18 protein-coding genes and 1 pseudogene are annotated in these 24,335 nt (G+C 73.2%); 7 read left to right on the plus strand and 12 right to left on the minus strand.

Annotation, left to right across the window (positions count from 1 at the left end; genetic code table 11):
- Positions 1 to 103 precede the first annotated feature (103 nt).
- From ACF1BE_RS08195 to ACF1BE_RS08205, 3 genes are read left to right on the plus strand one after another with little or no spacing between them, the layout of a single operon-like run.
- A complete protein-coding gene (locus ACF1BE_RS08195) occupies positions 104 to 790 on the plus strand; it encodes a hypothetical protein (RefSeq protein ID WP_392198138.1) in 687 nt (228 codons plus the stop codon).
- Positions 787 to 1,062 (plus strand): BON domain-containing protein, encoded by a 276-nt coding sequence (locus ACF1BE_RS08200; protein ID WP_356822724.1) that lies wholly within the window; start codon positions 787 to 789, stop codon positions 1,060 to 1,062. Before ACF1BE_RS08195 ends, ACF1BE_RS08200 begins: the two co-directional genes overlap by 4 nt.
- Complete coding sequence (locus tag ACF1BE_RS08205; protein ID WP_392198139.1) at positions 1,059 to 1,790, plus strand: metallophosphoesterase; 732 nt, start codon at positions 1,059 to 1,061, stop codon at positions 1,788 to 1,790. Before ACF1BE_RS08200 ends, ACF1BE_RS08205 begins: the two co-directional genes overlap by 4 nt.
- A gap of 354 nt (positions 1,791 to 2,144) precedes the next feature.
- Here ACF1BE_RS08205 and ACF1BE_RS08210 read toward each other — a convergent pair whose 3' ends face one another.
- The 7 genes from ACF1BE_RS08210 to ACF1BE_RS08240 form a co-directional block, all read right to left on the minus strand.
- Positions 2,145 to 3,134 (minus strand): aldo/keto reductase, encoded by a 990-nt coding sequence (locus ACF1BE_RS08210; RefSeq protein ID WP_392198140.1) that lies wholly within the window; start codon positions 3,132 to 3,134, stop codon positions 2,145 to 2,147.
- Positions 3,135 to 3,303: 169 nt separating this feature from the next.
- Complete coding sequence (locus ACF1BE_RS08215) at positions 3,304 to 4,551, minus strand: cytochrome P450 (protein ID WP_392198141.1); 1,248 nt, start codon at positions 4,549 to 4,551, stop codon at positions 3,304 to 3,306.
- A 100-nt stretch (positions 4,552 to 4,651) separates the two neighbouring features.
- Positions 4,652 to 5,863 (minus strand): cytochrome P450, encoded by a 1,212-nt coding sequence (locus tag ACF1BE_RS08220; protein ID WP_392198142.1) that lies wholly within the window; start codon positions 5,861 to 5,863, stop codon positions 4,652 to 4,654.
- On the minus strand, positions 5,860 to 6,486 hold the full coding sequence (locus ACF1BE_RS08225) for an ATP/GTP-binding protein (protein ID WP_392198143.1): 627 nt from the start codon (positions 6,484 to 6,486) through the stop codon (positions 5,860 to 5,862). The genes ACF1BE_RS08220 and ACF1BE_RS08225 overlap by 4 nt, the downstream gene beginning before the upstream one ends.
- Positions 6,467 to 6,814 (minus strand): DUF742 domain-containing protein, encoded by a 348-nt coding sequence (locus ACF1BE_RS08230; RefSeq protein WP_356822701.1) that lies wholly within the window; start codon positions 6,812 to 6,814, stop codon positions 6,467 to 6,469. The genes ACF1BE_RS08225 and ACF1BE_RS08230 overlap by 20 nt, the downstream gene beginning before the upstream one ends.
- Positions 6,815 to 6,825: 11 nt before the next feature.
- On the minus strand, positions 6,826 to 7,233 hold the full coding sequence (locus ACF1BE_RS08235) for a roadblock/LC7 domain-containing protein (protein WP_392198144.1): 408 nt from the start codon (positions 7,231 to 7,233) through the stop codon (positions 6,826 to 6,828).
- A complete protein-coding gene (locus tag ACF1BE_RS08240; protein WP_392198145.1) occupies positions 7,230 to 9,017 on the minus strand; it encodes an ATP-binding protein in 1,788 nt (595 codons plus the stop codon). The genes ACF1BE_RS08235 and ACF1BE_RS08240 overlap by 4 nt, the downstream gene beginning before the upstream one ends.
- 471 nt (positions 9,018 to 9,488) lie before the next feature.
- On the opposite strand from ACF1BE_RS08240, the gene ACF1BE_RS08245 reads away from it, so the two are divergent.
- Both ACF1BE_RS08245 and ACF1BE_RS08250 read left to right on the plus strand, forming a co-directional pair.
- Complete coding sequence (locus ACF1BE_RS08245; RefSeq protein WP_392198146.1) at positions 9,489 to 10,409, plus strand: hypothetical protein; 921 nt, start codon at positions 9,489 to 9,491, stop codon at positions 10,407 to 10,409.
- 462 nt (positions 10,410 to 10,871) lie between these two features.
- Entirely contained in the window at positions 10,872 to 14,246 is a 3,375-nt protein-coding gene (locus ACF1BE_RS08250; protein WP_392198147.1) for a pyruvate carboxylase, read from the plus strand.
- A 90-nt stretch (positions 14,247 to 14,336) separates the two neighbouring features.
- Here the strand turns inward: ACF1BE_RS08250 and ACF1BE_RS08255 are convergent, their stop codons facing one another.
- From ACF1BE_RS08255 to ACF1BE_RS08270, 4 genes are all read right to left on the minus strand, one after another.
- Positions 14,337 to 15,317: an SMP-30/gluconolactonase/LRE family protein gene (locus tag ACF1BE_RS08255; RefSeq protein WP_392198148.1), complete on the minus strand. Its 981-nt coding sequence runs from the start codon at positions 15,315 to 15,317 to the stop codon at positions 14,337 to 14,339.
- Between the two features lie 159 nt (positions 15,318 to 15,476).
- A complete protein-coding gene (locus ACF1BE_RS08260) occupies positions 15,477 to 15,932 on the minus strand; it encodes a hypothetical protein (RefSeq protein ID WP_392198149.1) in 456 nt (151 codons plus the stop codon).
- A 188-nt stretch (positions 15,933 to 16,120) separates the two neighbouring features.
- Positions 16,121 to 17,347: a chitinase gene (locus ACF1BE_RS08265; protein ID WP_392198150.1), complete on the minus strand. Its 1,227-nt coding sequence runs from the start codon at positions 17,345 to 17,347 to the stop codon at positions 16,121 to 16,123.
- A 120-nt stretch (positions 17,348 to 17,467) separates the two neighbouring features.
- On the minus strand, positions 17,468 to 19,639 hold the full coding sequence (locus ACF1BE_RS08270) for a TIM-barrel domain-containing protein (RefSeq protein ID WP_392198239.1): 2,172 nt from the start codon (positions 19,637 to 19,639) through the stop codon (positions 17,468 to 17,470).
- Positions 19,640 to 20,491: 852 nt separating this feature from the next.
- On the opposite strand from ACF1BE_RS08270, the gene ACF1BE_RS08275 reads away from it, so the two are divergent.
- The gene (locus ACF1BE_RS08275) at positions 20,492 to 21,574 is read left to right on the plus strand and encodes a GNAT family N-acetyltransferase (protein ID WP_392198240.1); all 1,083 of its coding nucleotides are present in this window, start codon (positions 20,492 to 20,494) and stop codon (positions 21,572 to 21,574) included.
- 214 nt (positions 21,575 to 21,788) lie between these two features.
- On the opposite strand, the gene ACF1BE_RS08280 is transcribed toward ACF1BE_RS08275, so the two are convergent.
- The gene (locus tag ACF1BE_RS08280) at positions 21,789 to 22,796 is read right to left on the minus strand and encodes a Ppx/GppA family phosphatase (RefSeq protein ID WP_392198151.1); all 1,008 of its coding nucleotides are present in this window, start codon (positions 22,794 to 22,796) and stop codon (positions 21,789 to 21,791) included.
- A 308-nt stretch (positions 22,797 to 23,104) separates the two neighbouring features.
- Between ACF1BE_RS08280 and ACF1BE_RS08285 the strand changes: the two are divergent.
- A pseudogene (locus ACF1BE_RS08285) lies at positions 23,105 to 24,246 on the plus strand (FAD-dependent oxidoreductase).
- The last annotated feature ends 89 nt before the right edge of the window (positions 24,247 to 24,335 follow it).

A 24,335-nucleotide genomic window follows, 5' to 3' on the forward strand; every position in this document is an offset into this window, starting at 1 on the left:
AACCTTCCGGCGGTGCCGTGTCGGTGCCGGCGCGCCGGGTACCCGTACGACCCCCGGAACCGATCAGGCCGGCCCGGGGCGAGAGGCGCCGAACGGAGAGGTCATGACGCACAACGGGGAGGAAGCCGTGCCCGTCCGGCGACCGGAGGCCTCCGGACTCCGGCTTGCCGTGGACGGACCGGACCAGCAGGCCGCGCCCGCGCCGGAGCCGGCGGACCTGCCGCACGACCGCAGCCAGGCGATCCTGGAGGCCGCCAAGCAGATCGGCGCCCTCCTCAAACGGGCGGGCCACCCCTTCGCGCTGGCCGGGAGCGTGGCCGTCTACGCCCACGGCGGCAGCCGCTACCTCCAGCACGACGCCGACTTCTGCGTGCTGCCCGACGACGCCGACGCGGTGGCCGCCAGCATCCGGGAGGCCGGCCTCGCCGTGCTCACCCCGCCGGAGGACTGGCTGCTGAAGACCACCTGTCACGGGCAGAACGTCGACATCATCTTCTCGCTGGCCCACCGGCCCGTCACACGGGAGATGCTCGACCGGGCCCATGTGCTGCCGGTCGACTCGGTACTCATGCCCGTGCTGTCCCCGACCGACCTGATCCGCAGTCTGATCAGCGCCTTCTCGGAGCACTACTGCGACTTCGGGTCGGTACTGCCGGTGGCCCGCGCCGTCCGCGAGAAGGTCGACTGGGATGAGGTCCGCGCGGCCTGCGGCGACCAGCCCATGGCAGCCGCGTTCCTCTTCCTCCTCGAACGGCTGAACGTGATCGACGCCCAGGAGGGGCAGCCATGACCGAGACCAGCCCGCCCCCGCCGACGGCGGGGAACCTGGACTACCGCGTCGCCCATCTCGCCGAACACCTGGCCTCCGGAAACCTCGGGGAACTCGGCGTCCGGCTCGAGATGCGCGGCGACGCCGTCCTGCTGACGGGCACCGTGCCGTCCACCCAGTGCCGGGACGAGATCCTTCAGCTGGCCCGCGAGGAACTGGCGGGGCACCCGGTCCACTGCGACCTGCTCGTCGCCGGCACCACCTCGCCCGACCACGGAGAGGACCTGACATGATCCGCGTCGCGGCCGTCGGGGACATCCACATGGGTTCCGAGAGCCAGGGCGCCCTGCGACCCTCCTTCGAGACGCTGCCGGAGTGCGCCGACGTCCTGCTGCTCGCCGGCGACCTCACCAGGCACGGCACACCGGAGGAGGCCGCCGTCGTCGCCCGGGAGATCAAGGACCTCGGGGTGCCCGTCGTCGCCGTACTCGGCAACCACGACCACCACGACGAGCGGCCCGAGGAGGTCAGCGCGATCCTGCGGGACGCGGGCGCGCACGTCCTGGAGGGGCAGGCCACCGTCGTCGGCGCCGACGGCGCGAGGATCGGGGTCGCCGGGACCAAGGGCTTCGGCGGCGGCTTCGTCGGGCGCTGCGCCGGGGAGTTCGGTGAACCCCTGATGAAGGAGTTCGTCCGTTACACCCGCCGGTGCGCCGACGGTCTGCACGACGCACTGAAGGACCTGGAGCAGCAGGACTGCGACGTACGCATCGCGCTGACCCACTTCTCGCCCGTACCGGACACCCTCGCCGGGGAGCCGCTGGAGATCTATCCGTTCCTCGGCAGCTACCTGCTCGCGGAGGCCATCGACACCGGCGGCGCCGACCTCGCCGTGCACGGCCACGCCCACGCCGGCACCGAGCACGGGATGACCAGCGGCGGAGTGCGCGTGCGCAATGTCGCCCAGCCGGTCATCGGCCAGGCCTTCCATGTGTACCACCTGCCCGGCCGGCAGGCGTGACGCGGGGCTGACACCGGTACGGCCGCCCGGCGTGACCCTGGCCCCGCACACGTCCGGCCGTCCGGCGTGCACCCGTACGGCCGCCCGGCGCGCCCCGGGCCGTGGCCGATCAGGACCGCCGTGCCCGCCGTGCCCGCCGTGCCCAGCGACTCCCGGCCGGTCACGCCGCCGTCCCGCACAGCCGGCGTCACCGGCACCGGTTCGCCGCGTCGGCGCACCAGCAGGCCACGCCGGCAGAACCGGCGACGATCAGAATCCGCCGGCGACCAGGGCGCCGCGCGCCCCGGCCCACTCCGTCAGCCGGCCGGCAGCCGGGCGGCTCCACGCACCCCGCGGCGCCCCGCACCCGCCGGGTCAGCGGTTGACCGTCCGCATCCCCGCCTCGTCGTACCGCTCGCCGGCCGCCTCCGGCAGTTCGGCGTCGATGCGGGACAGGTCCTCCTTCGTCAGCTCGATGCCGGCCGCGGCGGCGTTCTGCTCCAGGTAGGTACGCCGCTTGGTGCCCGGGATCGGCACCAGGTCCTCGCCCTGGGCCAGCACCCAGGCGATGGCCAGCTGGGCCGGGGTCACGCCCTTCTCCGCGGCGATCTCCTTCACCTTCGCCGCCAGCCGCAGGTTCGCCTCCAGATTGGTGTCCGTGAAGCGCGGGTTGGTGCGGCGGAAGTCGTTCTCGTCCAGCTCCTCCGGCGAGGAGAAGCGGCCGGCGAGGAAGCCGCGGCCCAGCGGCGAGTACGGCACGAAGCCGATGCCCAGCTCACGGCAGGCCGGCAGCACCTCGGCCTCCACGTCCCGCGACCACAGCGAGTACTCGCTCTGCACCGCGGTGACCGGGTGCACGGCGTGGGCGCGCCGGATGGTCTCCGCGCTCGCCTCGCTCAGCCCGATGTACCGCACCTTGCCCTCGGCGACCAGCTCGCCCAGCGCGCCGGCCGTCTCCTCGATGGGCACGTTCGGGTCGACCCGGTGCTGGTAGTACAGGTCGATGTGGTCGGTGCCGAGCCGCTGGAGCGAGCCGTGGACCGAGCTGCGGACGTGCTCGGCCGAGCCGTCCTGCCGGCCGACCGTGCTCATGTCGCCGGGGACGGCGTCGTCCATCCGGTAGTTGAACTTCGTGGCGATCACGTAGTCGTCGCGATGCCCCCTGACCGCCTCGCCGACGAGCGACTCGTTGGTGAGCGGACCGTACATCTGCGCGGTGTCGAGGAAGTCGACACCGAGGTCGAGGGCCCGCCGGATGGTCGCGATCCCCTCCTCCCGGTCGGCGGAGCCGTAGAAGGCGGACATCCCCATGCACCCGAGCCCGATGGCCGATACCTGGAGGTCCCCTAGCCTGCGCTTCTGCATGGGAGATCCCTTCCTGCACACTCGATGGTCGTTTCCGCACGGCACGAGGGCCTGCCTTCCTCCATCTAGCGACGGATTCCGGCAGCCGGCATCCCGTGTGGGACACCGGGTGCTAACGCCTCTCCCGTACCGGCTGTCCGCGACGCTACGAGCTGGAGTCCGCTCGAAGTCAAGCCCGCTCCGTGCCGGGCCGGGGGTTGAGCCGCACGGGCAGCTCGAACAGGTCGTTCTGCGTGACGACCGGCTTGTTGCGCAGCTCCGTGGCGGGGACCGCCAGGTCCAGGCCGGGGAAGCGGGCGTACAGGGCCGGCAGGGCGACCCCCGCCTCCAGGCGGGACAGCGCGGCACCCGGGCACACGTGCGGGCCGTGCCCGAAGGAGATGTGACGGGTCGACGGCTCACGGGTGATGTCGAACTCCCCGGCGGTCGGGCCGTGCGCCCGCTCGTCGCGGCCGATCGCGCCGTACGACACGATGAGCGCGTCCCCGGCCGGGATCACCCGGTCGCCGACCGGTACGTCCTCGGTCGCGAACCGGATCAGGACGTGGGAGGTCGGGGTCGCGTATCGCAGGGTCTCCTCGATCACCGCCGGCCAGTCGGCCTCACCGGAGAGCACCAGGGCCCGCTGCTCGGGGTGGGTGGAGAGGCCCACGACGGCGTTGACGATCAGCGAGATGGTCGTCTCGTGGCCCGCCGCCACCATCAGCTGGAGCGTGGAGACGATCTCCTCGTCGGTGAGGCGGTCGCCGTCCTGCGCGGCGAGGATCAGCGCGCTGGTCAGGTCGTCGCCCGGCTGGGCCCGCTTCGCCGCCACCGTCTCCGCCATGATCCCCGCCAGCTCGGTGAGGGTCGCCACGACCTCCTGCGGCGGGGTCTGCGTGGAGAAGAACCTCTCGAACAGCACCTTCAGCCGGGGCAGCCGCGCCTCGTCGATGCCCATGAGGTCGGCGATGACGTACATGGGCAGCGGATAGGCGAACGCCGCCTTCAGGTCGACGGTCGAGCCGTCCGTGGGCAGCGCGTCCAGCAGGTCCTGGGTCAGCTTCTCGATCCGCCGGCGCATCCGCTCCACCCGGCGCGGGGTGAGCGCCTGCGCGACCAGGGTGCGCAGCCGGCGGTGGTCGGCGCCGTCCACCGTGAGCATGGAGCGGCCGGGGTTGGCCAGGCCGATCAGCGGCCAGTCCGCGGGAATCTCGCCCCGCTGCCAGGCACCCCACACGTCGATGTCCTTCACCAGCCGCGGATCGGTGAGCAGCGCCTTCGCCTCGGCGTGGCGGGTGACGGCCCACACGGGGACGCCGCCGGGCAGTTCGACGGCGGCGAGCGGGCCGGCCGCACGCAGCGCCGCGCTCTCGGCGTCCAGGTCGGTGACGAAGGGATCGAGGGCGATACGGGGTGCTTCGGTACCGGTCGTCATCGTGACGTGCCTCCCAGGGCGGGGTCGGGGTACTGCGCCTGTCCCGGTGGCGATCCCCGGACCCCCGGCGGAACAGCGGGCCGGCCGAGGCGGCGCGGGATCACAGAGCGGGTACGGGGGTGAACCGGACGGGCAGCCGCGTCAGACCCCCGAGCCAGGGCGAGGGCCGGCGGGTGAGGGACTCGGCGGGCACCGCGAGGTCGATGTCCGGCAGCCGGTCCAGGACCACCTCGATGCCGGTCCGCGCGATCACCTCGGCGATCTCCTGCGCGGGGAACGGACAGCGGTGCTCACCGTGGCCGAAGGAGAAGTGCGCGTTGTTGCCGCCGGTCAGTGCGGAGGTGTCGGTGCGCACCTGCGGATCGGAGTTGGCGCCCTGGAGACCGAGCAGCAGCAGGTCGCCGGCCCGGACGCGCCGGCCGCCGAGGTGTGTGTCCCGGGCGGCCCACCGGCCCGCCACGTTCTGGGTGGGCGTGTCCTCCCACAGCACCTCGTTCATCGCCTCGGCGACGCTGTGCCGCCCGCCGAACAGCGAGGCGGCGAACCGGTCGTCGGTGAGCATCAGCCGCAGCGAGTTGCCGATCCAGTCGGCGGTCGGCTGGTGGCCGGCCGCCATCATCACCATCAGGTCCTGCATGATCTCGTCGTCGCTGAACCCACCGTCGTCGGCGAGCATCCGGGAGACCACGTCGTCGGCGGGCTCCTTCGTCCTCTCCGCGAGCAACCGGCCCATGGAGGAGGCCAGATGGGCCTGACCGGCCAGGGCCCGCTCCCGTCCGTCGATCATGTCGTTCAGGGCGGTGACCAGCCCCGGGCCGTCCTCGTCGGGGAAGCCGTACAGCCGGGCCAGGACCCGTACCGGCAGCAGCATCGCGTACTGCGCGATCAGATCGGCCTCGCCCTCGGCGCACAGCGCGTCGATCAGCTCGTCCGCGAAACGCTCGGCGTGCCCCCGCAGTTCGGACGGGTCGACCGCCTCCAGCGCGTTGCCGACCATCGCCGCGCGCTGCCGGTGCCGTTCACCGACGGTGTAGAGGATCGAGGGCTGCCTGCGGCCGATCATCGGCAGCAGCGGCCAGTCCTCGGGGATGTCCTCCCACTGGTTCCACAGGTCGGAGTCCCGGCTGAACAGCGCCGGATCACCGGTCACCTGGTGCAGTTCCCGGTAGCCGAGGACCAGCCAGGCCGGTACGTCACCGTCGAGCAGCACCGGTACGACGGAGCCGTGATCGCGCCGCATCTCCCGGTAGAGACGGGCGGGTTCGGTCTGGAACCGGGGTCCGCTGAGCGGGACGGCGTCGGGGGTGGTCACACGAACTCCTGTCGGGGCAGGCCCGCCCGCGCGGACGGGTCGGCGTACCGGTTCTTCACGTGCTGCACCAGCGTGATCAGCACCTGCTTGCCCGACTCCCGGGAACGGGCGTCGCAGTCGAGGAGCGGCACCTGTGGATCCAGGTCGAGGGCCTCGCGGACGTCCGCACCGGCGCGGACCGGACCGCCGAAGTCGTTGCAGGCCACGATGAACGGCGTGCCGTGGTGCTCCAGCCGGTCGATCGCGTACCAGGAGTCGTCGATGCGGCGGGTGTCCACCAGCACGACCGCGCCGAGCGTGCCGGAGAACAGCCGGTCCCACAGGAACCAGAACCGTTCCTGGCCGGGCGCGCCGAACAGGTACAGCACGTTGCGCGCGTCCAGGGTGATCCGGCCGAAGTCGAAGGCGACCGTGGTGGCGGACTTGCCGCGCACCTGGCGGATGTCGTCCACCGTCTCACCGGCCTGGGTCATCGTCTCCTCCGTGGTGAGGGGACGGATCTCGCTGACCGAGCGGACCAGCGTGGTCTTGCCGACGCCGAACCCGCCCACGACCACGATCTTGAAACCCTGGTCGGCGGAGGCACCCAACGGGGTGCGGGCGTCAGAGGTTGCGGAGTCCAACGAGCACCTGCTCCAGGATGTCGGGGTCGGTTATGGCCGGCCGGTGCGGATGACGTGCGCTGACGCGGCCCGCCGCGAGCAGGTCGCACAGCAGCACCCGGGTGATGCTCACGGGCAGCCGCAGCTCGGCGGCGATCTCCACGACCGAGGTGGGGGACCGGGTCAGCTTCAGGATCGCCACGTGCTCCGACTGCATGCCGGCGACCGGCTCCGACTCGGCGACCACGAGGGTGACCAGGTCGAAGGGGGTGTCGGGGCCGGTCCCGCTGCGCCCCTGGGTGAGGGTGTACAGCCGGTCGGGGGCGTCGTCCCGGCCCGGCCGGTTCATGCCCGGACGGCTCATGAGGTACGGGGCGGAGCGGTCAGGTAGGCGCCGAGCTGCTCGACCAGTTCGCTCATGTTGTGGCCGACGACGCCGGCGTCCGCGTCCTCCGCGGCGATCACGGCCAGATGGGCGCCCGTGCCCGCCTCCACGATGAACAGCACACCGCCGTAGAACTCCGCCATCGCGGAGCGCACGCCCCCGCTCCCGTCGCCGAACTCCACGGACGCGCCGTGCGACAGCGACTGGATGCCGGCCGCGATCGCCGCGAGCTGGTCGGCCTGGTCGACGCTCAGCTCCGGCGTCCGGCACAGCTTCAGCCCGTCCCGGGACAGCACGAGCGCGTGCCGGGCACCCGGGGTCCTCTCCAGCAGGCCTTCCAGGAGCCAGGTGAGCTTGTCGTCGGCGGTGGTCGGGCCGGTCATGAGGTGGAGTCGCCTTCCGGGTGCTGGTGCTGGTGCTGGTGCTCGTGCGGGTGCGGGTGTTCGTGTGGATGGGCGGAGGTGGTGGGGGAGCCGGGGTCGGCGGTGCCCTGCGGGCAATCGCCGGCCGGACGGGCGCCGGGCACGGGACGCTGAGGGGGTACGGCGGCCCGGTCGTCCGACGCCACCGAGTGCGCGGAGCCGGAGGCGTGGTGGTCCTGCGCCGGCGGTGGTGCGTGGTCGGCCGGCGCGGAGCCGGAGGCGTGGTGGTCCTGGGGCCGGTCCGCGGTGCCGTCGTCCTGTGCCGGGCCCTGGGGCGCGGGTGCGGAGGTGGCCGGTGCGGGGCCGGGCCGGCTGGTGCCGGGTGCGGACGGCCGTACCGCCTGGCGGAAGCTGCTGAAGCGGGCGGCGCGGGTCCTGCCCTCGTCCGCGCCCGGTGCGGTGCGGGCTCCGGCGGTGCCGTGCGCCGTCCGGGCGCGTTCCGCCTTGGCGAGCGTACGGCCCCGGCGCCGCCTGGGCAGCCCGGCCGGGCCCTCCCGCGGCGGCGCGGGGGACTCGTGGACCGGCGGGGCGTCCACGGCGGCCGGCGCCTGCGCCCGCACGGGCGCGCCGGTCTCCTGGCGTGGGACCGGGACGACCGGTGTGGCCGGGGCGGGGCCGGTGAGGATGTCCTGGGGGATGAGCAGCAGCACGCCCGTGCCACCCCGCGCCGACGGCCGGAACGACACCTTCAGGCCGTGCTTGCGGGCCAGCCGGCCGACCACGGCCAGCCCCAGCCGGGTGCCGGTCAGACCGCCCAGCTCCGAGACGTCACCGGAGACCGCCCGCTCGGCGCGGCGCAGCTGCACCTCGCCCATCACCAGCCCGCTGTCCTCCACGGAGACGATCGCGCCGGCCGGCACCTCCTCCACGTAGACGTGGACCTCCGCGTTGGGCGGCGAGAAGTTCGCGGCGTTGTCGAGGAGTTCGGCGAGGGCGTGCATCACCCCCTCGGCGGCATGCCCGGCGACGGCGGCCTCGCTGACCGAGTGCACCCGCACCCGCCGGTACCCGGCGATCCGGCCCATCGCGCCGCGCAGGATGGACTCCATGCCGATCGGCCGCGCCCACCGGCGGCCCGACCGGGCGCCGGTGAGGACGGCGATGGAGTCGGCGAGCCGGCCGGCCTGTGCGGTGCGGTGATCGAGCTGGAGCAGGTCGGCGATTACGTCCTCGTCGGTGTGCCGTTCCTCCATCGCCCGCAGGTCGGCGAGCGTGGCCGTGGCGAGGGCCTGCATCCGGGCGGCGGCGTTGGAGGTCGCGGAGACCGCGGCGGCCCGCTCCCGGCGGGCACGGTCCAACTCCCCCGACAGCCGGGCGTTCTCCTGTCCGAGCCGGTTCAGCTCCCGCGCGGTCTCCTCCTCCCGGCGTGCGCGTTCGGCCGCGAACGACTCGGTGAACTCGGTCCGCTGCCGCGCGAGTTCGTCGATGAGGCGCTGCTGTTCCTGGCGGGCCTCCTCGGTCGCGCGGGCCTGCTGCTGGAGCAGTCGCCCGATGTCCTGGGTGGCGCCCTCCAGCCTGCGCCGGGCGTCCCGCGCGGTCCGCAGGGCGTGCGCGGCCGTGGCCACCGCCGCGCTGAGCACGACCGCAGCCGTGCCGGCGCCCCAGGCGAGCGGGGCGCGCACCGAGCCGGGAGCCACCGCCACGGCCGTACAGACCACGAGCGCCGACAGCACCCCCGTCACGGCGAGGGCGGTGACGAACGTGCGGAGGGAAGGTCGTTCGCCGGGATGGGTGGGCGCGGTCATCGGTCCGGCCTGGTCCTCGCGGCAGATGCGGGCAGTGGGTCTGGGAGACGTGCGGTCGGGAGGTGCGCGGCTGGTGAGTGGTGCCACCAGTGGTGAACTGGCGGTCACTATACGAGAATTCGTGATCGAAACAGAAAGGTTCCCTGTCTGTTCCAGGAACTTGACGGTCACGGAGGTGTGTTCACCGTGCACAGGACGGTTCGGACGTGTTCCGGCCACCCGTACGGGCCCGTCCGGCGGTTCTTGACGCCCGCTTCGCCGCTCGCTGAACTGTCATCGGCCGACCCCCGGGGTGACGGGGGTAGGGGGACAGGGGCGGGTCGGCCAGGGGAGATCCGTACATCTGTACGATGGCGCCTGAAACGGACGCAGGACGGACAAACCCCCCTCGCCCCGCCGGACCACCGGGAGCGAGGTGAAAGGGGCGATGGAGATGACGGGGGAAGCGAAGGCGATGGGCTGCCGTGCCTCATGACCACTGAACCGCACGCCGGACGGTCCCGCTCGCGGCTCGTGCGGCTCGCCCGGGTCACCGGGCGCACGCTGCGGGGCGAGTGGCAGGCCATCGTCGTCGACCCCGTGCGGCAGCTCGCCCGGCGCGGACTGTCCGGGCTGCTGCTGGCGTTCGTCGCCGCGTTCGGCGTCGTCTTCTTCCACGACATAGCCCAGCACCCCACCGGAGCGGTGTGGGTGCGGCGGCTCGGCGGCGTCGAGGCCGACCTGCCGCTGTGGCTGTCCCTGCTGCGCACCCCCATATCGCTGTACGTCCCCGCCCTCGATCTGCCGGTGTGGGCGGGCATCACCCAGCTGTTCCTCGCCTTCGCCTGGGCCGAACTGACCCTCGGCCGGGCCCGCACCCTGGCGATCGCCTACGCCACCACCCTGGCCGGCACCCTCACCGCCCGCCTGATGATCGCGCTGGGCCCCGGCTGGTGGGGGTTCGGACTGCCCCCCGCGGCCGGGCACGTCCTCGACACCGGCCCCTCCGCGGCCGTCGTGGGCCTGTTCACCTATCTCGCGGTGGTCCGGCGCGCGCCGGTGGTGTTCACGATGACCGGCGGCTCGATGGTGTGGGAGTCCGTCGCCGTGCCCAACCTGGCCGGCCGCGAACACCTGGTCGCGGTGGGCGGAGCGATCGTCCTCGGGCTCCTGCACGGCCGCGGCGGGCGGTTGCGCGCCGTCGTACGGTCCCTGGCCGCCCACGCGGCGGACCGCTCACCCGCCACGCTGACGCGAACGGCCCCCACTCCCGCCCGCGGCCCCGACCCCGCTCCGCCCGGCCCCCGCTGCGCGCCGGCCCGCACCGTGCCGTCCCCCGCACCCCCGCCCGCCACCGCCGACCGTCCCCTGCCGACCCGGCCGAAGGTTCCGTCGCCGTTCCTCGACCGCTAGGCCCTCTCGTTCGGATCATGCCGGGCTCGCGGGTCCTGGCACCGCGCCTCGCCGCGTTGTCGTCGGTTGCCATGGCTCCGCCATGGCGCCCTCCTCCGCCTTGCGATGCACGGCACCAGGACCCGCTCCCTGATCCGGCCCGATCCGAACGAAAGACCCTAGGCCCTCTCGTTCGGATCATGCCGGGCTCGCGGGTCCGGCCTGATCCGAACGAAAGACCCCAGCCGGCACGACCCGAGGTCACCGGGTGCTGTTCCGGGCCGCGGGCTGCTGTACTGGTGACGTGGTGGCCGCCCTCGGCGGGGCCGGGCCGGCGCGCCCGTGTGGCGTCGCCCACCCCGTCGATGTGACGGTTTTCGCACCTCGACCCGCGCGGACACCCCCTAGGGTGGCCGCGAGATACGGCAGGCGTGGCCGACACCAGGGTGTTCGTCGCCGGCAGGCAGCTGAAGGGAATCCAGGATGTTCCGCAAGGTGCTGGTCGCCAACCGTGGAGAGATCGCGATCCGCGCGTTCCGGGCGGGCTTCGAACTGGGCGCGCGCACCGTCGCCGTCTTCCCGCACGAGGACCGCAACTCGCTGCACCGGCTGAAGGCCGACGAGGCCTACGAGATCGGGGAGCCGGGGCATCCCGTACGGGCCTACCTCTCCGTGGAGGAGATCGTGGCCGCCGCCCGCCGGGCCGGCGCCGACGCCGTCTACCCGGGATACGGCTTCCTGTCCGAGAACCCCGAACTGGCCCGCGCCTGCGAGGAGGCGGGCATCACGTTCGTCGGCCCGGACGCGGCCACGCTGGAGCTGACCGGCAACAAGGCCCGCGCGGTCGCCGCCGCCCGCGCCGCCGGAGTGCCCGTGCTCGGCTCCTCCGCACCCTCCGACGACGTGGACGAACTGGTGCGCGCCGCCGATGAGATCGGCTTCCCCGTCTTCGTCAAGGCGGTCGCGGGCGGCGGCGGACGCGGCATGCGCCGCGTCGCGGAGCCGGCCCAGCTGCGCGAGTCCATCGAGGCCGCCTCCCGCGAGGCCGCCTCCGCGTTCGGCGACCCGACCGTCTTCCTGGAGAAGGCCGTCGTCGACCCGCGCCACATCGAGGTGCAGATCCTCGCCGACGCCGAGGGCAACGTCATCCACCTGTACGAGCGGGACTGCTCGGTGCAGCGCCGCCACCAGAAGGTCATCGAGCTGGCCCCGGCCCCCAACCTGGACCCCGCCCTGCGCGACCGGATCTGCGCCGACGCCGTCCGCTTCGCCCGCGAGATCGGCTACCGCAACGCCGGCACCGTGGAGTTCCTCCTCGACCGCGACGGCAACCACGTCTTCATCGAGATGAATCCGCGCATCCAGGTCGAGCACACCGTGACCGAGGAGGTCACCGACGTCGACCTGGTCCAGGCGCAGCTCCGGATCGCCGCCGGCGAGACCCTCGCCGGTCTCGGCCTCGCCCAGGACACCATCACCCTGCGCGGCGCCGCCCTCCAGTGCCGTATCACCACCGAGGACCCCGCCAACGGCTTCCGCCCGGACACCGGCCGGATCAGCGCCTACCGCTCGCCGGGCGGCTCCGGGATCCGGCTCGACGGCGGCACCACCCACGCCGGTACGGAGATCAGCGCGCACTTCGACTCGATGCTGGTCAAGCTCACCTGCCGGGGCCGGGACTTCCAGGCCGCGATCGGCCGGGCCCGGCGCGCGGTCGCCGAGTTCCGCATCCGTGGCGTGGCCACCAACATTCCCTTCCTCCAGGCCGTCCTCGACGACCCCGACTTCCGGGCGGGCCGGGTCACCACCTCCTTCATCGAGGAGCGCCCGCACCTGCTGACCTCCCGCTCCTCCGCCGACCGCGGCACCAAGCTGCTCACCTACCTCGCCGACGTCACCGTCAACAAGCCGCACGGCGCCCGGCCCGACGTGCTCGACCCGCTGACCAAGCTGCCGCCGCTGCCCGCGGGCGAGCCGCCCGCCGGATCGCGGCAGCGCCTCGTGGAACTCGGCCCCGAGGGCTTCGCCCGGCACCTGCGCCGGTCCCCGACGATCGGTGTCACCGACACCACCTTCCGCGACGCCCACCAGTCCCTGCTCGCCACCCGGGTGCGCACCAAGGACCTCCTCGCCGTCGCCCCCGTCGTCGCCCGCACCCTGCCCGAGCTGCTCTCCCTGGAGTGCTGGGGCGGCGCCACCTACGACGTCGCGCTGCGCTTCCTCGCCGAGGACCCCTGGGAGCGGCTGGCCGCCCTGCGCGAGGCCGTTCCCAACATCTGCCTCCAGATGCTGCTGCGCGGCCGAAACACGGTCGGCTACACCCCGTACCCGACCGAGGTCACCGACGCCTTCGTGCAGGAGGCCGCCGCCACCGGCATCGACATCTTCCGCATCTTCGACGCCCTCAACGACGTCGGCCAGATGCGGCCCGCCATCGACGCCGTACGGGAGACGGGCACGGCCATCGCCGAGGTCGCCCTCTGCTACACCGCCGACCTCAACGACCCGGCCGAGCGGCTCTACACCCTCGACTACTACCTGCGCCTCGCCGAGCAGATCGTCGACGCCGGTGCCCATGTCCTCGCCGTCAAGGACATGGCCGGCCTGCTGCGCGCCCCGGCCGCCGCCAAACTGGTCTCGGCGCTGCGCCGCGAGTTCGACCTGCCGGTGCACCTGCACACCCACGACACGGCGGGCGGCCAGCTCGCCACCTACCTCGCAGCGATCCAGGCGGGCGCCGACGCGGTGGACGGTGCCGTGGCATCCATGGCCGGTACGACCTCGCAGCCGTCGCTGTCCGCGATCGTCGCCGCCACCGACCACTCCGAGCGGCCCACCGGCCTGGACCTCCAGGCCGTCGGCGACCTGGAGCCGTACTGGGAGGGCGTCCGGAAGATCTACGCCCCCTTCGAGGCGGGCCTCGCCTCGCCGACCGGCCGCGTCTACCACCACGAGATCCCCGGCGGCCAGCTGTCCAACCTGCGCACCCAGGCCGTCGCCCTCGGCCTCGGCGACCGCTTCGAGGACATCGAGGCGATGTACGCCGCCGCCGACCGCATCCTCGGCCGGCTGGTCAAGGTCACCCCGTCCTCCAAGGTGGTCGGCGACCTGGCCCTGCACCTGGTCGGCGCCGGTGTCTCCCCGGACGCCTTCGAGTCGACCCCCGACCGGTTCGACATCCCCGACTCGGTGATCGGCTTCCTCCGCGGCGAGCTGGGCACCCCGCCCGGCGGCTGGCCGGAGCCGTTCCGCACCAAGGCGCTCCAGGGCCGGGCCGCGTCCAGGCCCGTCCCCGAGCTGTCCGCCGAGGACCGCGACGGACTGGCCAAGGACTGCCGGGCCACCCTCAACCGGCTGCTGTTCCCCGGTCCGACCCGGGAGTTCGACACGCACCGGCAGACCTTCGGCGACACCAGCGTGCTGGACAGCAAGGCGTTCTTCTACGGCCTGCGCCCGGGCAAGGAGTACGCCGTCGACCTGGAGCCCGGCGTCCGGCTGCTGATCGAGCTGCAGGCGGTCGGCGAGGCCGACGAGCGCGGTCTGCGCACCGTGATGTCCACGCTCAACGGCCAGCTGCGGCCCATCCAGGTCCGCGACCGGGCCGCCGCCTCGGACGTCCCCGTGACGGAGAAGGCCGACCGCGGCGACCCCGGCCACGTCGCGGCACCCTTCGCCGGTGTGGTGACCCTCGCCGTCACCGAGGGCGACGAGGTGGCCGCCGGTGCCACAATCGCCACCATCGAGGCGATGAAGATGGAGGCCACGATCACCGCCCCGAAGGCGGGCCGGGTGTCCCGCCTGGCCATCAACCGCATCCAGCAGGTGGAGGGCGGCGACCTCCTCGCCGAACTGACCTGACCTGCCCGGACCCGATGCCGCCCAGCGGCATCGGGTACCGGGTCCGACGGGCACGGCGCCGGGGCGGCGGTGGTGTGTGCCGCTGGCCGGTCAGCGGTGGTCGACGAGGTGGCGCAGGCGGGCGAGGAGCAGGTTGGGGTCGCGCCGGGTGACGTACGCGGCACTCGGCACGTACACGGTCCGGCCGCGCACGGCCACGGCGGTCGGGTTGGACAGCCCGTCCTGTGCGGTGAGCACGGTCGTGACCGTGCCGTCCGGGCGGACCAGGACGACCCTGCTGCCGGCGTTCAGCGCGGCCAGCACGCTCCTGCCCTGCCCGGGGAAGGCGAAGTCGTCGATGCCGTCGAGCCCGGTGGCGCGCGTCTCGACCGGTCCGGCGGAGCCGTCCGGGCCGACGGGGACACGCAGCAGTGTGCCCCGGTCGGTGTTGGACACCCAGACGGCACCGCGTTGCACCTTGACGCCGTTGGCGCCGAAGCCCGAGGCGGGTGGCGCGGGGAGCGGGGTCAGCGCCGTGTCCGTCGCCCAGTCCGTGGCCGTACCCCCGGTCTGCGGGACGCTCCAGACGGTGCCGTGCACCGAGTCGGCCGCGTACAGCACGCCCCGGCGTTCGTCGAGGGCCAGCCCGTTGGGCAGCCCGTCGGTCGGCAGGGCCGCGATCCGCTGCGGGGCGCCACCGGTGGGGGAGAGGCGCCAGATGCCGGTGGCGCTGGTGCCGGTCGCGTAGTTGACGTACAGCGTGCCGTCGTGGGCGCGCGCGATGCCGGTGACGACGGCGCTGTGCACGAGCGGCGTCGCCGGGTCCGCCACGGCGGGCAGGGTGGCGAGGATCCGGGTCTGTCCTTCGGGGGTGACGTGGGCGACCTGCCGGGCCAGGGCGAGGGTCAGGTCGGCGGAGCCGTCGGGTTCGAGGGCGATGTTCTCGGGCGTCTGCCGGGCGGCCGGGTCGAAGTGGGCGACGACGCGCGCGGCGGTGACGACCGGGTCGGTGCCGGGTGCGGGCGCCGCGGCGACCAGGCCGAGCGCGAGCACGGCCGTGGCGGTACCGGCCAGGCGGGGGAGCGGGGGCATGTGACCTCTTTTCGGTCGGCGCGCGGGGCGCCGCGTTGCGGGGTCACACCACCATGAGGGGGTGCGGGTGGCCGGTGACGGGAGCCGGGGCCGGGACGTCGCCCGCGCGGCCCACCTCCCGGTGCCGGACGCGGCGCGCCCGGGTGACGGCAGGCCGGGTCAGTCCCAGAGCGGGTAGGTCATGACCCGCTGGAAGCCCTCCGGGAGGGCGCCGGTGTAGGTCAGGCTCATCCGCGTGTAGTGCCGGACGCCGGGGTCCTTCTTCCAGGGCTGGGGGTCCTCCAGCCGCACGGTCACCGGGTAGCGCTGGAACGTGCCGGCCGCGCAGTAGGGCTTGCAGTCGTTGAGCAGGTTCACGCCCGCCGCGGTCGCCACCTGACCGCTCCACCGCGACCAGTGCAGTCCGGTGAGGCGGCTGTTGCCGTCGCCGCAGGCCAGGATGAAGTCGGCGGGGCGGACGGTGCGGTGCCACAGGCAGTCGACGAGGACCGGCCGCGGCTGCGCGGCCGGCCGGTGCGCCGCGGGCGGCGGACTGGCCGAGGCCGTCGTCATGGCCGCTGTCAGCAGGACGCCTGCCGCGAGGGTGACCGTCGTTCCCATCACTGTTGCGCGCATGGCCGCTCCCGCCCGTCGTGCTGTGTCCGACCGCGTGCACTCGACGCTACGACCGTCCCGCCGTTTGCACCAGTCCCGCAGGTGGGAGCGGGTGCCGGTGGTGTTCCGACGCCCCGCCCCATGAGCGGGACACATCAAGACGCGATAAGTCGCGTGAGGCGTCGGGCCGGGTCGAGCGGGTCAGGCCGTCAGCAGGCGCCCTCGTCCTGCCAGGCGCCCCACTCCGAGGCGCCGGGCACCTCGTTCTGGGTCCACCACTTGGCCTTCCAGTTGTGCTTGTTGTACGAGACCTCGTTCCCGGCCGTGTAGACCGCTGTCGCGTTCCAGGCGGTCCTGCACGAGGTCGGGGTGGGGGTCGGAGTCGGGGTGGGCGTGGGGGTCGGGGTGGGGGTGCTGCTCGGCGGGGTGGCGCCGGCGAACTTCACCGAGTACTTGGCGAAGTCCCAGGAGTTCTGCGCCACGCTGGAGCAGGTCCCGGACGTACGGCCGCCGTTGTCGGCCGGGGTGCACGGCCGGTCACGGTTCAGCGACCAGAACGTGAACCGGTCCATGTTGTGGCTCGTCGCGTAGTCCAGCACGGTCTGGAAGTCGGCCTGGCTGAAGTACTCGCCGGTGTCGCTGCGGCCGTTCATGCCCGAGAAGCCCTCGTGGGCGTAGGCGGTCGCCTGGTTCCAGCCGAAGGTGGACTGGAGAACGGAGTTGAAGTTGGTGAGCGCGCTGGTCTGGCTCGCCGCTCCGTTGAAGCCGCCGTCGAACGGCATGATGGAGAAGTTGTTCGGGGTGAACCCCTGCGACTTGGCCTCCAGCAGCATCTGCTTGCCGAACCAGCCGGTGCCGTCCGCGGTGCCGGCCGTGGTCACGGAGATGTACAGCCCCGGGTTGTTCTGCTGGAGGATCTTGGCGGCGCCGATCTCGTTCCTGATCGCCGCGGTGTTCTCGTACTCCGGTTCCTCCAGGTCGAAGTCGATGGCGTGCAGCCCGTACTTGGTGATGACCTGCTGGTAGGCCGCCGCCGTGGAGGCCGCGTCCGAGCAGGCCTGGCCGAGCTTGGTGCCGCCGTAGCCGCCGATGGAGACGGAGACGTCACCGCCCTTGGCGCGGATGGTGTTGATCACCGACTGTACGGCCGTGTCCGAGGAGACGGACGACGTGCCGCCCCAAGTGGGCGTGCAGCCCCCGCCGTCGGGGGCGAGGACGAAGGCCAGCTGGAAGGCCTTCAGGCCGGTGGCGTCCATGATGGCGGCCGGGTCCGGCGGCTCGTTGTCCGTCGGCATCAGATAGGGGGCGGCGGCGTACCAGCGGTTGCTGAGCGCGGTCGTCGCGCCCGAGGCGCTGCCCGCGACCAGTGCGGTGCTGCCGGCGGCGGCGAGCGTGACGGCTGCCGCCGCGCCCAGACATGCCCGAAGACGTCTCATGCGTGCCTCCAGAGGGTGGGGACCCGGGAACGGGGAGCCCCACCCTCGGGGAGTGGTCGCGGCCACGTCAATAAGTTGGACTAGACCAACTTGCTCTTTGGACTAGACCATACGATTTCTTTACCTCCGGTCGACCAGCCGCACCGTGAACCCGTGGTCGAGCGGCAGCCTCGCCGTGGTGAGGGTCGTGACATGACCGCCGGCGTCGTAGGACCAGGCGCCGCGCGGCAGTTGACGCCCGTCGAGCAGGACCCGGGCGGGTGGCGTGCCGCCGTGCACGGTGAACCGGTACGACCGGGCGGCCACCTTGCCCGCGTAGGCACCCCTGCTCGCCCCGACCGTCACGGTGGTGCCCCGGGCGTCCGCGCGCACCGACACCCGCTGGGTGGCCGCGGAACCCCTGGCGAAGTCACGGGTCACGCCGTCGTCCTCGTACAGCGTGTAGTGGCTGGTACGGTGCGCGGCCGGGTACAGGTCCCAGTCCAGCTCGTGCCGGTCGCGGGTCTGCCAACTCGTCGTCCCTTTCGGCCACATGGGCACGATCGCGCCCTCGCGCACGAAGAGCGGAAGGGTGTCCAGGGGCGCGTGGTAGCCGTCGACCGTGGTCGGGCCCCGGTAGGTGCGGCCGGTCCAGTAGTCGGTCCAGGTGCCCTTCGGCAGGTAGATCCCGTCGCGGGTTTCGGAGTTCTCGTAGACCGGCGCGACGAGGAAGTCCGGCCCGGACAGGAACTCGTACGCCGCCTGCGCGCCGAGCGTGCCGGGGTCGTCCGGGTACTCCAGCCACAGCGGGCGCACCGCGCCCACACCCGTCCGCGCCGCCTGGGCGGACAGGGTGTACATGTACGGCAGCAGCCGCTCCTTCAGCTGGAGGTAGGCGCGGTTGACGGAGGTGTACGGCTCGCCGTCGCGCCAGGGCTGCTGGTCGGCGGGCTTGCCGGTGGTGATGTCGGTGGCCCAGCCGTCCATCGTCATGACGGCCGGCAGGAACGCCTTCCACTGGAGGTCGCGGGTGTACATGGTGGCGTCGTGACGGTAGATGCTGCCCACGTCACCGGTGTCGTAGGCGATGCCGGACAGGGTCGCCCCGGCGTACGTCGGGATCTGCCAGCGGATGTAGTCCCAGGACAGCTTCTGGTCGCCGCTCCACAGCACCCCGCAGCGCTGGGCCCCCGCCCAGGACACCGGCAGCCACACGAAGCCGCGGGCGTCGCTGTTGTCCTCGATCCCCCGCTTCGCCGCGTCGCAGGCGTCCAGTGCGAACCGGTAGCCGTTGCCCACCCAGGCCACGTCCAGCTTGGCCACCCGCTGGCCGGCCCGGACCTGTTCGGCGAGTGCCCCGATGCCGTCCTGGGTCCACAGCCCGAGCTGGGCGTGGTGGGACCGCAGGCCCTTCCCCGTCTGTTCCAGGTTCTCGTACCCGCAGCCGTACCCGTCGTTGACCAGCATCCAGCCGAGCGGCATCCCGTTCGAGGTGTAGCCGTCGGCGGTCTTCAGCGCGTCCAGGGTGTGTCGTTCGCCCCGGTTGGCGTTGTGCAGGTAGCAGTCGGAGTCGCCCGGCTCCAGGCCGTACACCGGTGGCATGAAGGGCTTGCCCACCAGCGACGTGTACTTGCCGATGACCTGCCGGGCGTCACCGAGGAAGTAATAGGCGTCCAGGCGTCGTTCCTGGTGGCCCGTGGTGACCGGCGAGCCGAAGGTGTAGACGCCCGGTGCGAAGGTGTTGCGGAGGACGCCGTAGCCCGCGCTGGAGAGGTAGAACGGCTGGGAGTTGTTGTAGCCGCCCTCGTTCCAGTCGAAGCTGTTCGCGACGTGGATGGTCCGCCCGCGGTGCGAGAAGCTGCCGTTCTGCTCGCCGCCGCCGAAGAACTGCTCGTCCGCGCCCCGCACCAGACTCTGCCGCATCCCGCCGGTCGACCAGCGCAGCGGCTTGTCCTCCTGCCAGATCCGGGTGCGGTTGTCGGGCTCGTACAGCCCGAACCGCAGCGGCTTCTTGTACACGCGCAACACCGCTTCGGGCGACCGGATGCCGTAGTAGCCGCCCGCGTCGAAGGACGAGGTGCGCCGCTGCCGGGTCTGCTGTCCGCGCACGATGGCGGTGCCGGCCGGGTCACTCAGCGAGCCCGACGGATCCGCCTGAAGGCGTAGTCGACCACCCGTCAGGAAGTCGGCCCGGGCCGTGAGCCGCCCGGCTGCGACGGTGTAGCGGCCGTCGCCGCCCGAGAAGGAGGTGAGGTCACCGGCGTCCGCCGTGGCCGGCAGGTAGGCGGTGCCCGTGAAGGAGTTGTCGTGCACGTCGTACGGCACCACCACGACGTGGTACGTCCCTGACGCCCGCGGGATCACCGTGGCCTCGGGGTCGGCGGTGCCCGCGCCGGACGCCACCTGCCTGCCGTGGTCGTCGTAGACGTACAGGTCGAAGTCGTCCGAGGGGCGCTCCCATCCGACCGACAGCGGGACGCCGCCCTCGGGGTTGTCCTCCCAGTAGCCGTCCGGCACCGAGACGGTCAGGTCGAAACGGTCACAGACCTCGCTCTCGGGGTCGTCGGCGGCGCCGGGGCACTTCTCGGGCCCGGCGCCGGTGCCCTTGGCGTAGACCGGGCTCCGCCAGGTGACGCTGCTGTGGCCCGGGTCCAGCACCGCGCCGGACGCGGTGCCGGTGGCGTGGGCGGGGGCCGGAACGGCCGGCGCGGTCCCGGCCAGGACGGTCGCCAGCCCCAGCGGTATCCAGGCCGGCCACGGCACACGGTGTCGGAGTCTTCGCACGGCGGAACAGCTCCCCTCGCACCTTCGCGGACTGACTGTTCTACGCGACGCTGCTCGGAAACGCTCGGAATGGGCGTTGATCGAGCAACTTCACGCACGCAGCGTCGGGGTCGCCCCAGGTTCATGTCAATACCGCGGTGCCGCGCCGCACCCCCGCGGCGGACCCTCGGTCGCCTGAGGCACCCTTGACAGACTGCGTACTGTTTCGTCAGGTTCGAGCCATGTCCTACGGTTCGGGATCCCGGCCGGGGAACGGGCACGCGCGGTGGGGAGCGGGGGCCCGGCAACACTGGCAGGACGCGCCCGGCGCGTCATGGGGGGAGGGGTCGCATGCGATCCGTGAGCCATGGTCCACACGCCTCACCGGCCCGTGCGACCGATGTGGAGATCACCGTCCACAGACCCGGTGAACTGACGCCCGACCTGCGTGGGGCCTGGCACCGGGCGATGGACGAGTCACCGGAGTACGCCAACCCGTTCCTCGCACCGGAGTTCGCCACCGGGGTCGGCCGGTTCCGGCCCGGGGTGCGGGTGGCGGTGCTGCGCGAGAGCGGGGAGCCGGTCGGCTTCCTCCCCTACCAGCGGGGGCCGCTGGGAACCGGCCGGGCCGTCGGGCTCGGCCTGTCCGACTGCCAGGCCCTCGTGCACCGGCCCGGAGTCACCTGGAACGTGCGGCAACTGCTGCGGGCCTGCGGGCTCAGCATCTTCGAGTTCGACCATCTCGTACGGGAACAGACGCCGTTCGAGCCCCATGTCACCGGCACCTTCGCCTCACCGGTGATCGATGTGAAACCCGGCGACGGCACCTACGCGCAGTGGCTGCGCGGGGCGTACCCCGGGCTGGCCAAGACGACACTGAAGAAGGAACGCCGGCTCGGCCGGGACGTCGGCGAGGTCAGGTTCGTCTTCGACGAACGCGACCCGGAGGTATTGCGCACCCTCATGCGGTGGAAGTCCGCGCAGTACCGGAGAACCGGCCGCATGGACCGGTTCTCCCGGCCGTGGATCGTCGGCCTGGTGGACCACCTGTTCCGCGTCCGCGAGGAGCACTTCACGGGGGTGCTGTCCGTGCTCTACGCGGGCGACCGGCCGGTCGCGGCCCACTTCGGACCCCGGTCGGGCACCGTACTGGCCGCCTGGTTCACCGCCTACGATCCCGGACTCCCCTCCTATTCGCCCGGCTTGATGATGCACCTGCGGACCGCCGAGGCCGCCGCCCGGCACGGGGTCGCCCTGGTGGACCTGGGGCGCGGCGACAAGGAGTACAAGGACTGGCTCAAGACCCGCGAACTCCGGGTCGGCGAGGGCTTCGCCGCCCGCCCCCACCCCGTCGCGCTGGCCCGGCGCCTGTGGCGACGCCCCGTACGCGGTCTGCGGAACACGGTGCTGGCCCACCCGGGGCTGCGCGAACCGGCCGACCGCCTGCTGAGAACAGCGGGCACCTTGCGGATGCGCGCCCACTGACCCACCGCAGCCGGAACCGGACCGGGCTGAGCGGACCACGGGGCCCGCCCGGGCCACGGGCCCAGCCACGCCTGTGCGCCACCGACCGGCCGGACCGGCGACGGCGGGCACCGCCCGTCGGCACCGTGCCGGGAGGACGGAGCCGCGACGCACGGTGTCCCCGCCACTCCGCCATGCGGCCGGATCCCCCTGCCCGGGAGCGCCCGGCACGCCGTCACGCGGACGGAGCCGCGACGCGCAGGGTCGTCGTCGGGGGCGGGGTCGTCGTGTCGGTGGTGCCGGTGATGTCCGTCCACCAGTCGGCGCCGTCCTCGACGTAGCGCAGCAGCACACCCTCGCGGATCGCCCAGGGGCAGACGACGGCCCGGGGCAGGCCCATCAGCTTCAGCGCCGTGTGCCCGACGACCGCCCCGGCCAGGCTCTGCGCGGCGCGCGGCGCGGAGATGCCGGGCAGCTGGGCCCGCTCGGCGGCCGGCAGCGAGGCGAGCGCGTGCACCGCCTCGCGCAGATCCCGGCAGGCCAGCTCACGTTCGACGAACGGGCCGTACCGCCCGGGTGCGGCCCCGCACAGCCGGGCCAGCTGCTGGAACGTACGGGAGGTGACGGCAGCGGTGCGTGGCCGCTCCCAGCGGATGCGTGAGGCGACGTCCCGCAGCTCGTGGCGGATCCGGCGGCGCAGCTCCTTCAGCTCGCCCGGTTCCGGCGGGTCCTGGACGCCCAGGTACTCCCGGGTCAGCCGGCTCGCGCCGAGCGGCAGGGAGGCGGCGAAGTCGGGCAGCCGTCCCCTGCCGAACGCCACCTCCAGCGAGCCGCCGCCGATGTCGAGCAGTGCGAGCGGGCCCGCCTTCCAGCCCAGCCAGCGGCGGGCCGCCAGGAAGGTCAGCTCGGCCTCGGTCTCACCCGGCATCGTGCACATGCGGATCCCGGTACCGGACGCCACCCGTCGCAGGACGTCCGCCCGGTTCGGAGCGTTGCGTACCACGGTGGTCGCGAAAGCCAGCGGGCCCGCGGCACGCCACCTGCGAGCCGTGGCGCCTGCCGCGGCCACCGCCTTCACCAGCTGTTCCACGGCCTCGTCGGCTATGGTGCCGTCCGCGCCGGCATGCTCGCACAGGCGCAGCTTCCACTTGACGGTGTGCACCGGCAGCGGAACACCACCCTCCACGTCTGCGATCACCAACCGCACCGTGTTCGATCCCGCGTCCACCACACTCACCCGCATTACCGACGAGTACCCGTTCAACCGCCGGTCATCCGTCCCACGGGCGGCGCGCCGGTGCACAGCAACCGCGGCGCGCGCCTCAGGATCGGCTCGCGCGGCCGTCCGACACGGCCCGTGCCGCGTGATGCGCACGACCCCGGACGTGCGCGCCCGCCCCGCGACGGCGCGCGCCCGCACCCCGCGCCCCCCTGCCCGAGCCCACCCGGCGCTGGCCGAATCGTGGCCCCGTGAACCCCGCCGGGCCGGCCGGCGGCCTTGGATGGTCGTCCACTGCCGGCGCGGGAACGGCAGGCGAGGGAGCGGATGCGATGAGGGTACTGGTGATCGGCGGTGGCATCGCGGGTACCGCGACCGCGCTCGGCCTGCACAAGACCGGACACGACGTCACGGTGTTCGAGGCGCACCCGGACACGGCCGAGGACATCGGCGCCTTCCTGACCCTGGCGAGCAACGGCATGCGAGCCCTGGCCCAGCTGGACGCCACGGACGCCGTCACGGCCGTCGGTTTTCCGCTGACTTCGCTGCGGCTGCTGGACGACCGGGGAGCCGAGGTGATGCGCGGACCGCTCGGCGAGGCCGGCGAGCCCGGCCTGCGCTACCGCTGTCTGCGCCGCGGCGAGCTGAACGCGGCCCTCCAGAGCGAGGCGGTCCGGCGCGGGATCCGGCTGCGCCACGGCGCGCGGCTGGTGTCCCTGACGGACGGCCCGAACGACGTCACCGCCCGTTCGCCGGTGGGGACACCGCCACGGGAGACCTGCTCGTCGGCGCCGACGGTCTGAACTCGGCCGTGCGCCGGCTCCTCGCGCCCGGCGTCCGGCCCGTGTACGCGGGCCAGCTGGTCTACTACGGCTACGGCCGCACCGGGCCGGTGCCCGCCACGGCCGGGGCGATCACCATGGTGCGGGGCGCCGGGACCGCCTTCGGGTACGCGGTCTCGCCCGCCGGGGAGACGTACTGGTTCGCCCGCGCCGGCGGCGACCCGCTGCCCGCCGGCGCGACGGCCGGACCGTCCGCCGCACTGCGCGCGCAGCTGCTGCCGTTGCTGCGCGAGGACGACACGCCCGCCGCCGGTCTCGTCGAGGCCTGCGAGAGCATCATGGTCACCAACGCCACCGAGCTGCCGCTGGGCACCACCTGGCGGACGGGCCGGGTGCTGCTCGTCGGCGACGCGGCCCACGCGGCCTCGCCGGCGACCGGCCAGGGCGCCTCGATGGCCCTGGAGGACGCCGTCGTCCTCGCCAAGGCGCTGCGTGACCTGCCCGACCCGCCGGCCGCCCTTGCCGGGTACGAGCGGCTCCGCCGCCCGCGGGTGGAGCACAACATCACCGTCAGCGGCGGTCTCTCCCGCGGCACCCGCACCCCGTCCCGGCCGGCTGCCGCCACGGCCCGCCGCGCGGAACCGGACGAGGAGCTGATCCGCCAACTGGCCTGGGACGAACCCCTGTCGTGACCGGCAGCCCACCGGCGCCCCCACCGGCACCGGCAGGCGGAAGCGGTGCCGGAGATCGACACCAGCAGGCCGTCCCACGGCCAGGCGCC

Source organism: Streptomyces sp. NPDC014991 (assembly GCF_043080665.1).
Classification (GTDB): Bacteria; Actinomycetota; Actinomycetes; order Streptomycetales; family Streptomycetaceae; genus Streptomyces.

Coding starts and splice junctions, on each gene's coding strand:
- ACF1BE_RS08195 (WP_392198138.1), top strand. CDS start 104: ATGACGCACAACGGGGAGGAAGCCGTGCCCGTCCGGCGACCGGAGGCC.
- ACF1BE_RS08200 (WP_356822724.1), top strand. CDS start 787: ATGACCGAGACCAGCCCGCCCCCGCCGACGGCGGGGAACCTGGACTAC.
- ACF1BE_RS08205 (WP_392198139.1), top strand. CDS start 1,059: ATGATCCGCGTCGCGGCCGTCGGGGACATCCACATGGGTTCCGAGAGC.
- ACF1BE_RS08210 (WP_392198140.1), bottom strand. CDS start 3,134: ATGCAGAAGCGCAGGCTAGGGGACCTCCAGGTATCGGCCATCGGGCTC.
- ACF1BE_RS08215 (WP_392198141.1), bottom strand. CDS start 4,551: ATGACGACCGGTACCGAAGCACCCCGTATCGCCCTCGATCCCTTCGTC.
- ACF1BE_RS08230 (WP_356822701.1), bottom strand. CDS start 6,814: ATGAACCGGCCGGGCCGGGACGACGCCCCCGACCGGCTGTACACCCTC.
- ACF1BE_RS08235 (WP_392198144.1), bottom strand. CDS start 7,233: ATGACCGGCCCGACCACCGCCGACGACAAGCTCACCTGGCTCCTGGAA.
- ACF1BE_RS08240 (WP_392198145.1), bottom strand. CDS start 9,017: ATGACCGCGCCCACCCATCCCGGCGAACGACCTTCCCTCCGCACGTTC.
- ACF1BE_RS08245 (WP_392198146.1), top strand. CDS start 9,489: ATGACCACTGAACCGCACGCCGGACGGTCCCGCTCGCGGCTCGTGCGG.
- ACF1BE_RS08250 (WP_392198147.1), top strand. CDS start 10,872: ATGTTCCGCAAGGTGCTGGTCGCCAACCGTGGAGAGATCGCGATCCGC.
- ACF1BE_RS08255 (WP_392198148.1), bottom strand. CDS start 15,317: ATGCCCCCGCTCCCCCGCCTGGCCGGTACCGCCACGGCCGTGCTCGCG.
- ACF1BE_RS08260 (WP_392198149.1), bottom strand. CDS start 15,932: ATGCGCGCAACAGTGATGGGAACGACGGTCACCCTCGCGGCAGGCGTC.
- ACF1BE_RS08265 (WP_392198150.1), bottom strand. CDS start 17,347: ATGAGACGTCTTCGGGCATGTCTGGGCGCGGCGGCAGCCGTCACGCTC.
- ACF1BE_RS08280 (WP_392198151.1), bottom strand. CDS start 22,796: ATGCGGGTGAGTGTGGTGGACGCGGGATCGAACACGGTGCGGTTGGTG.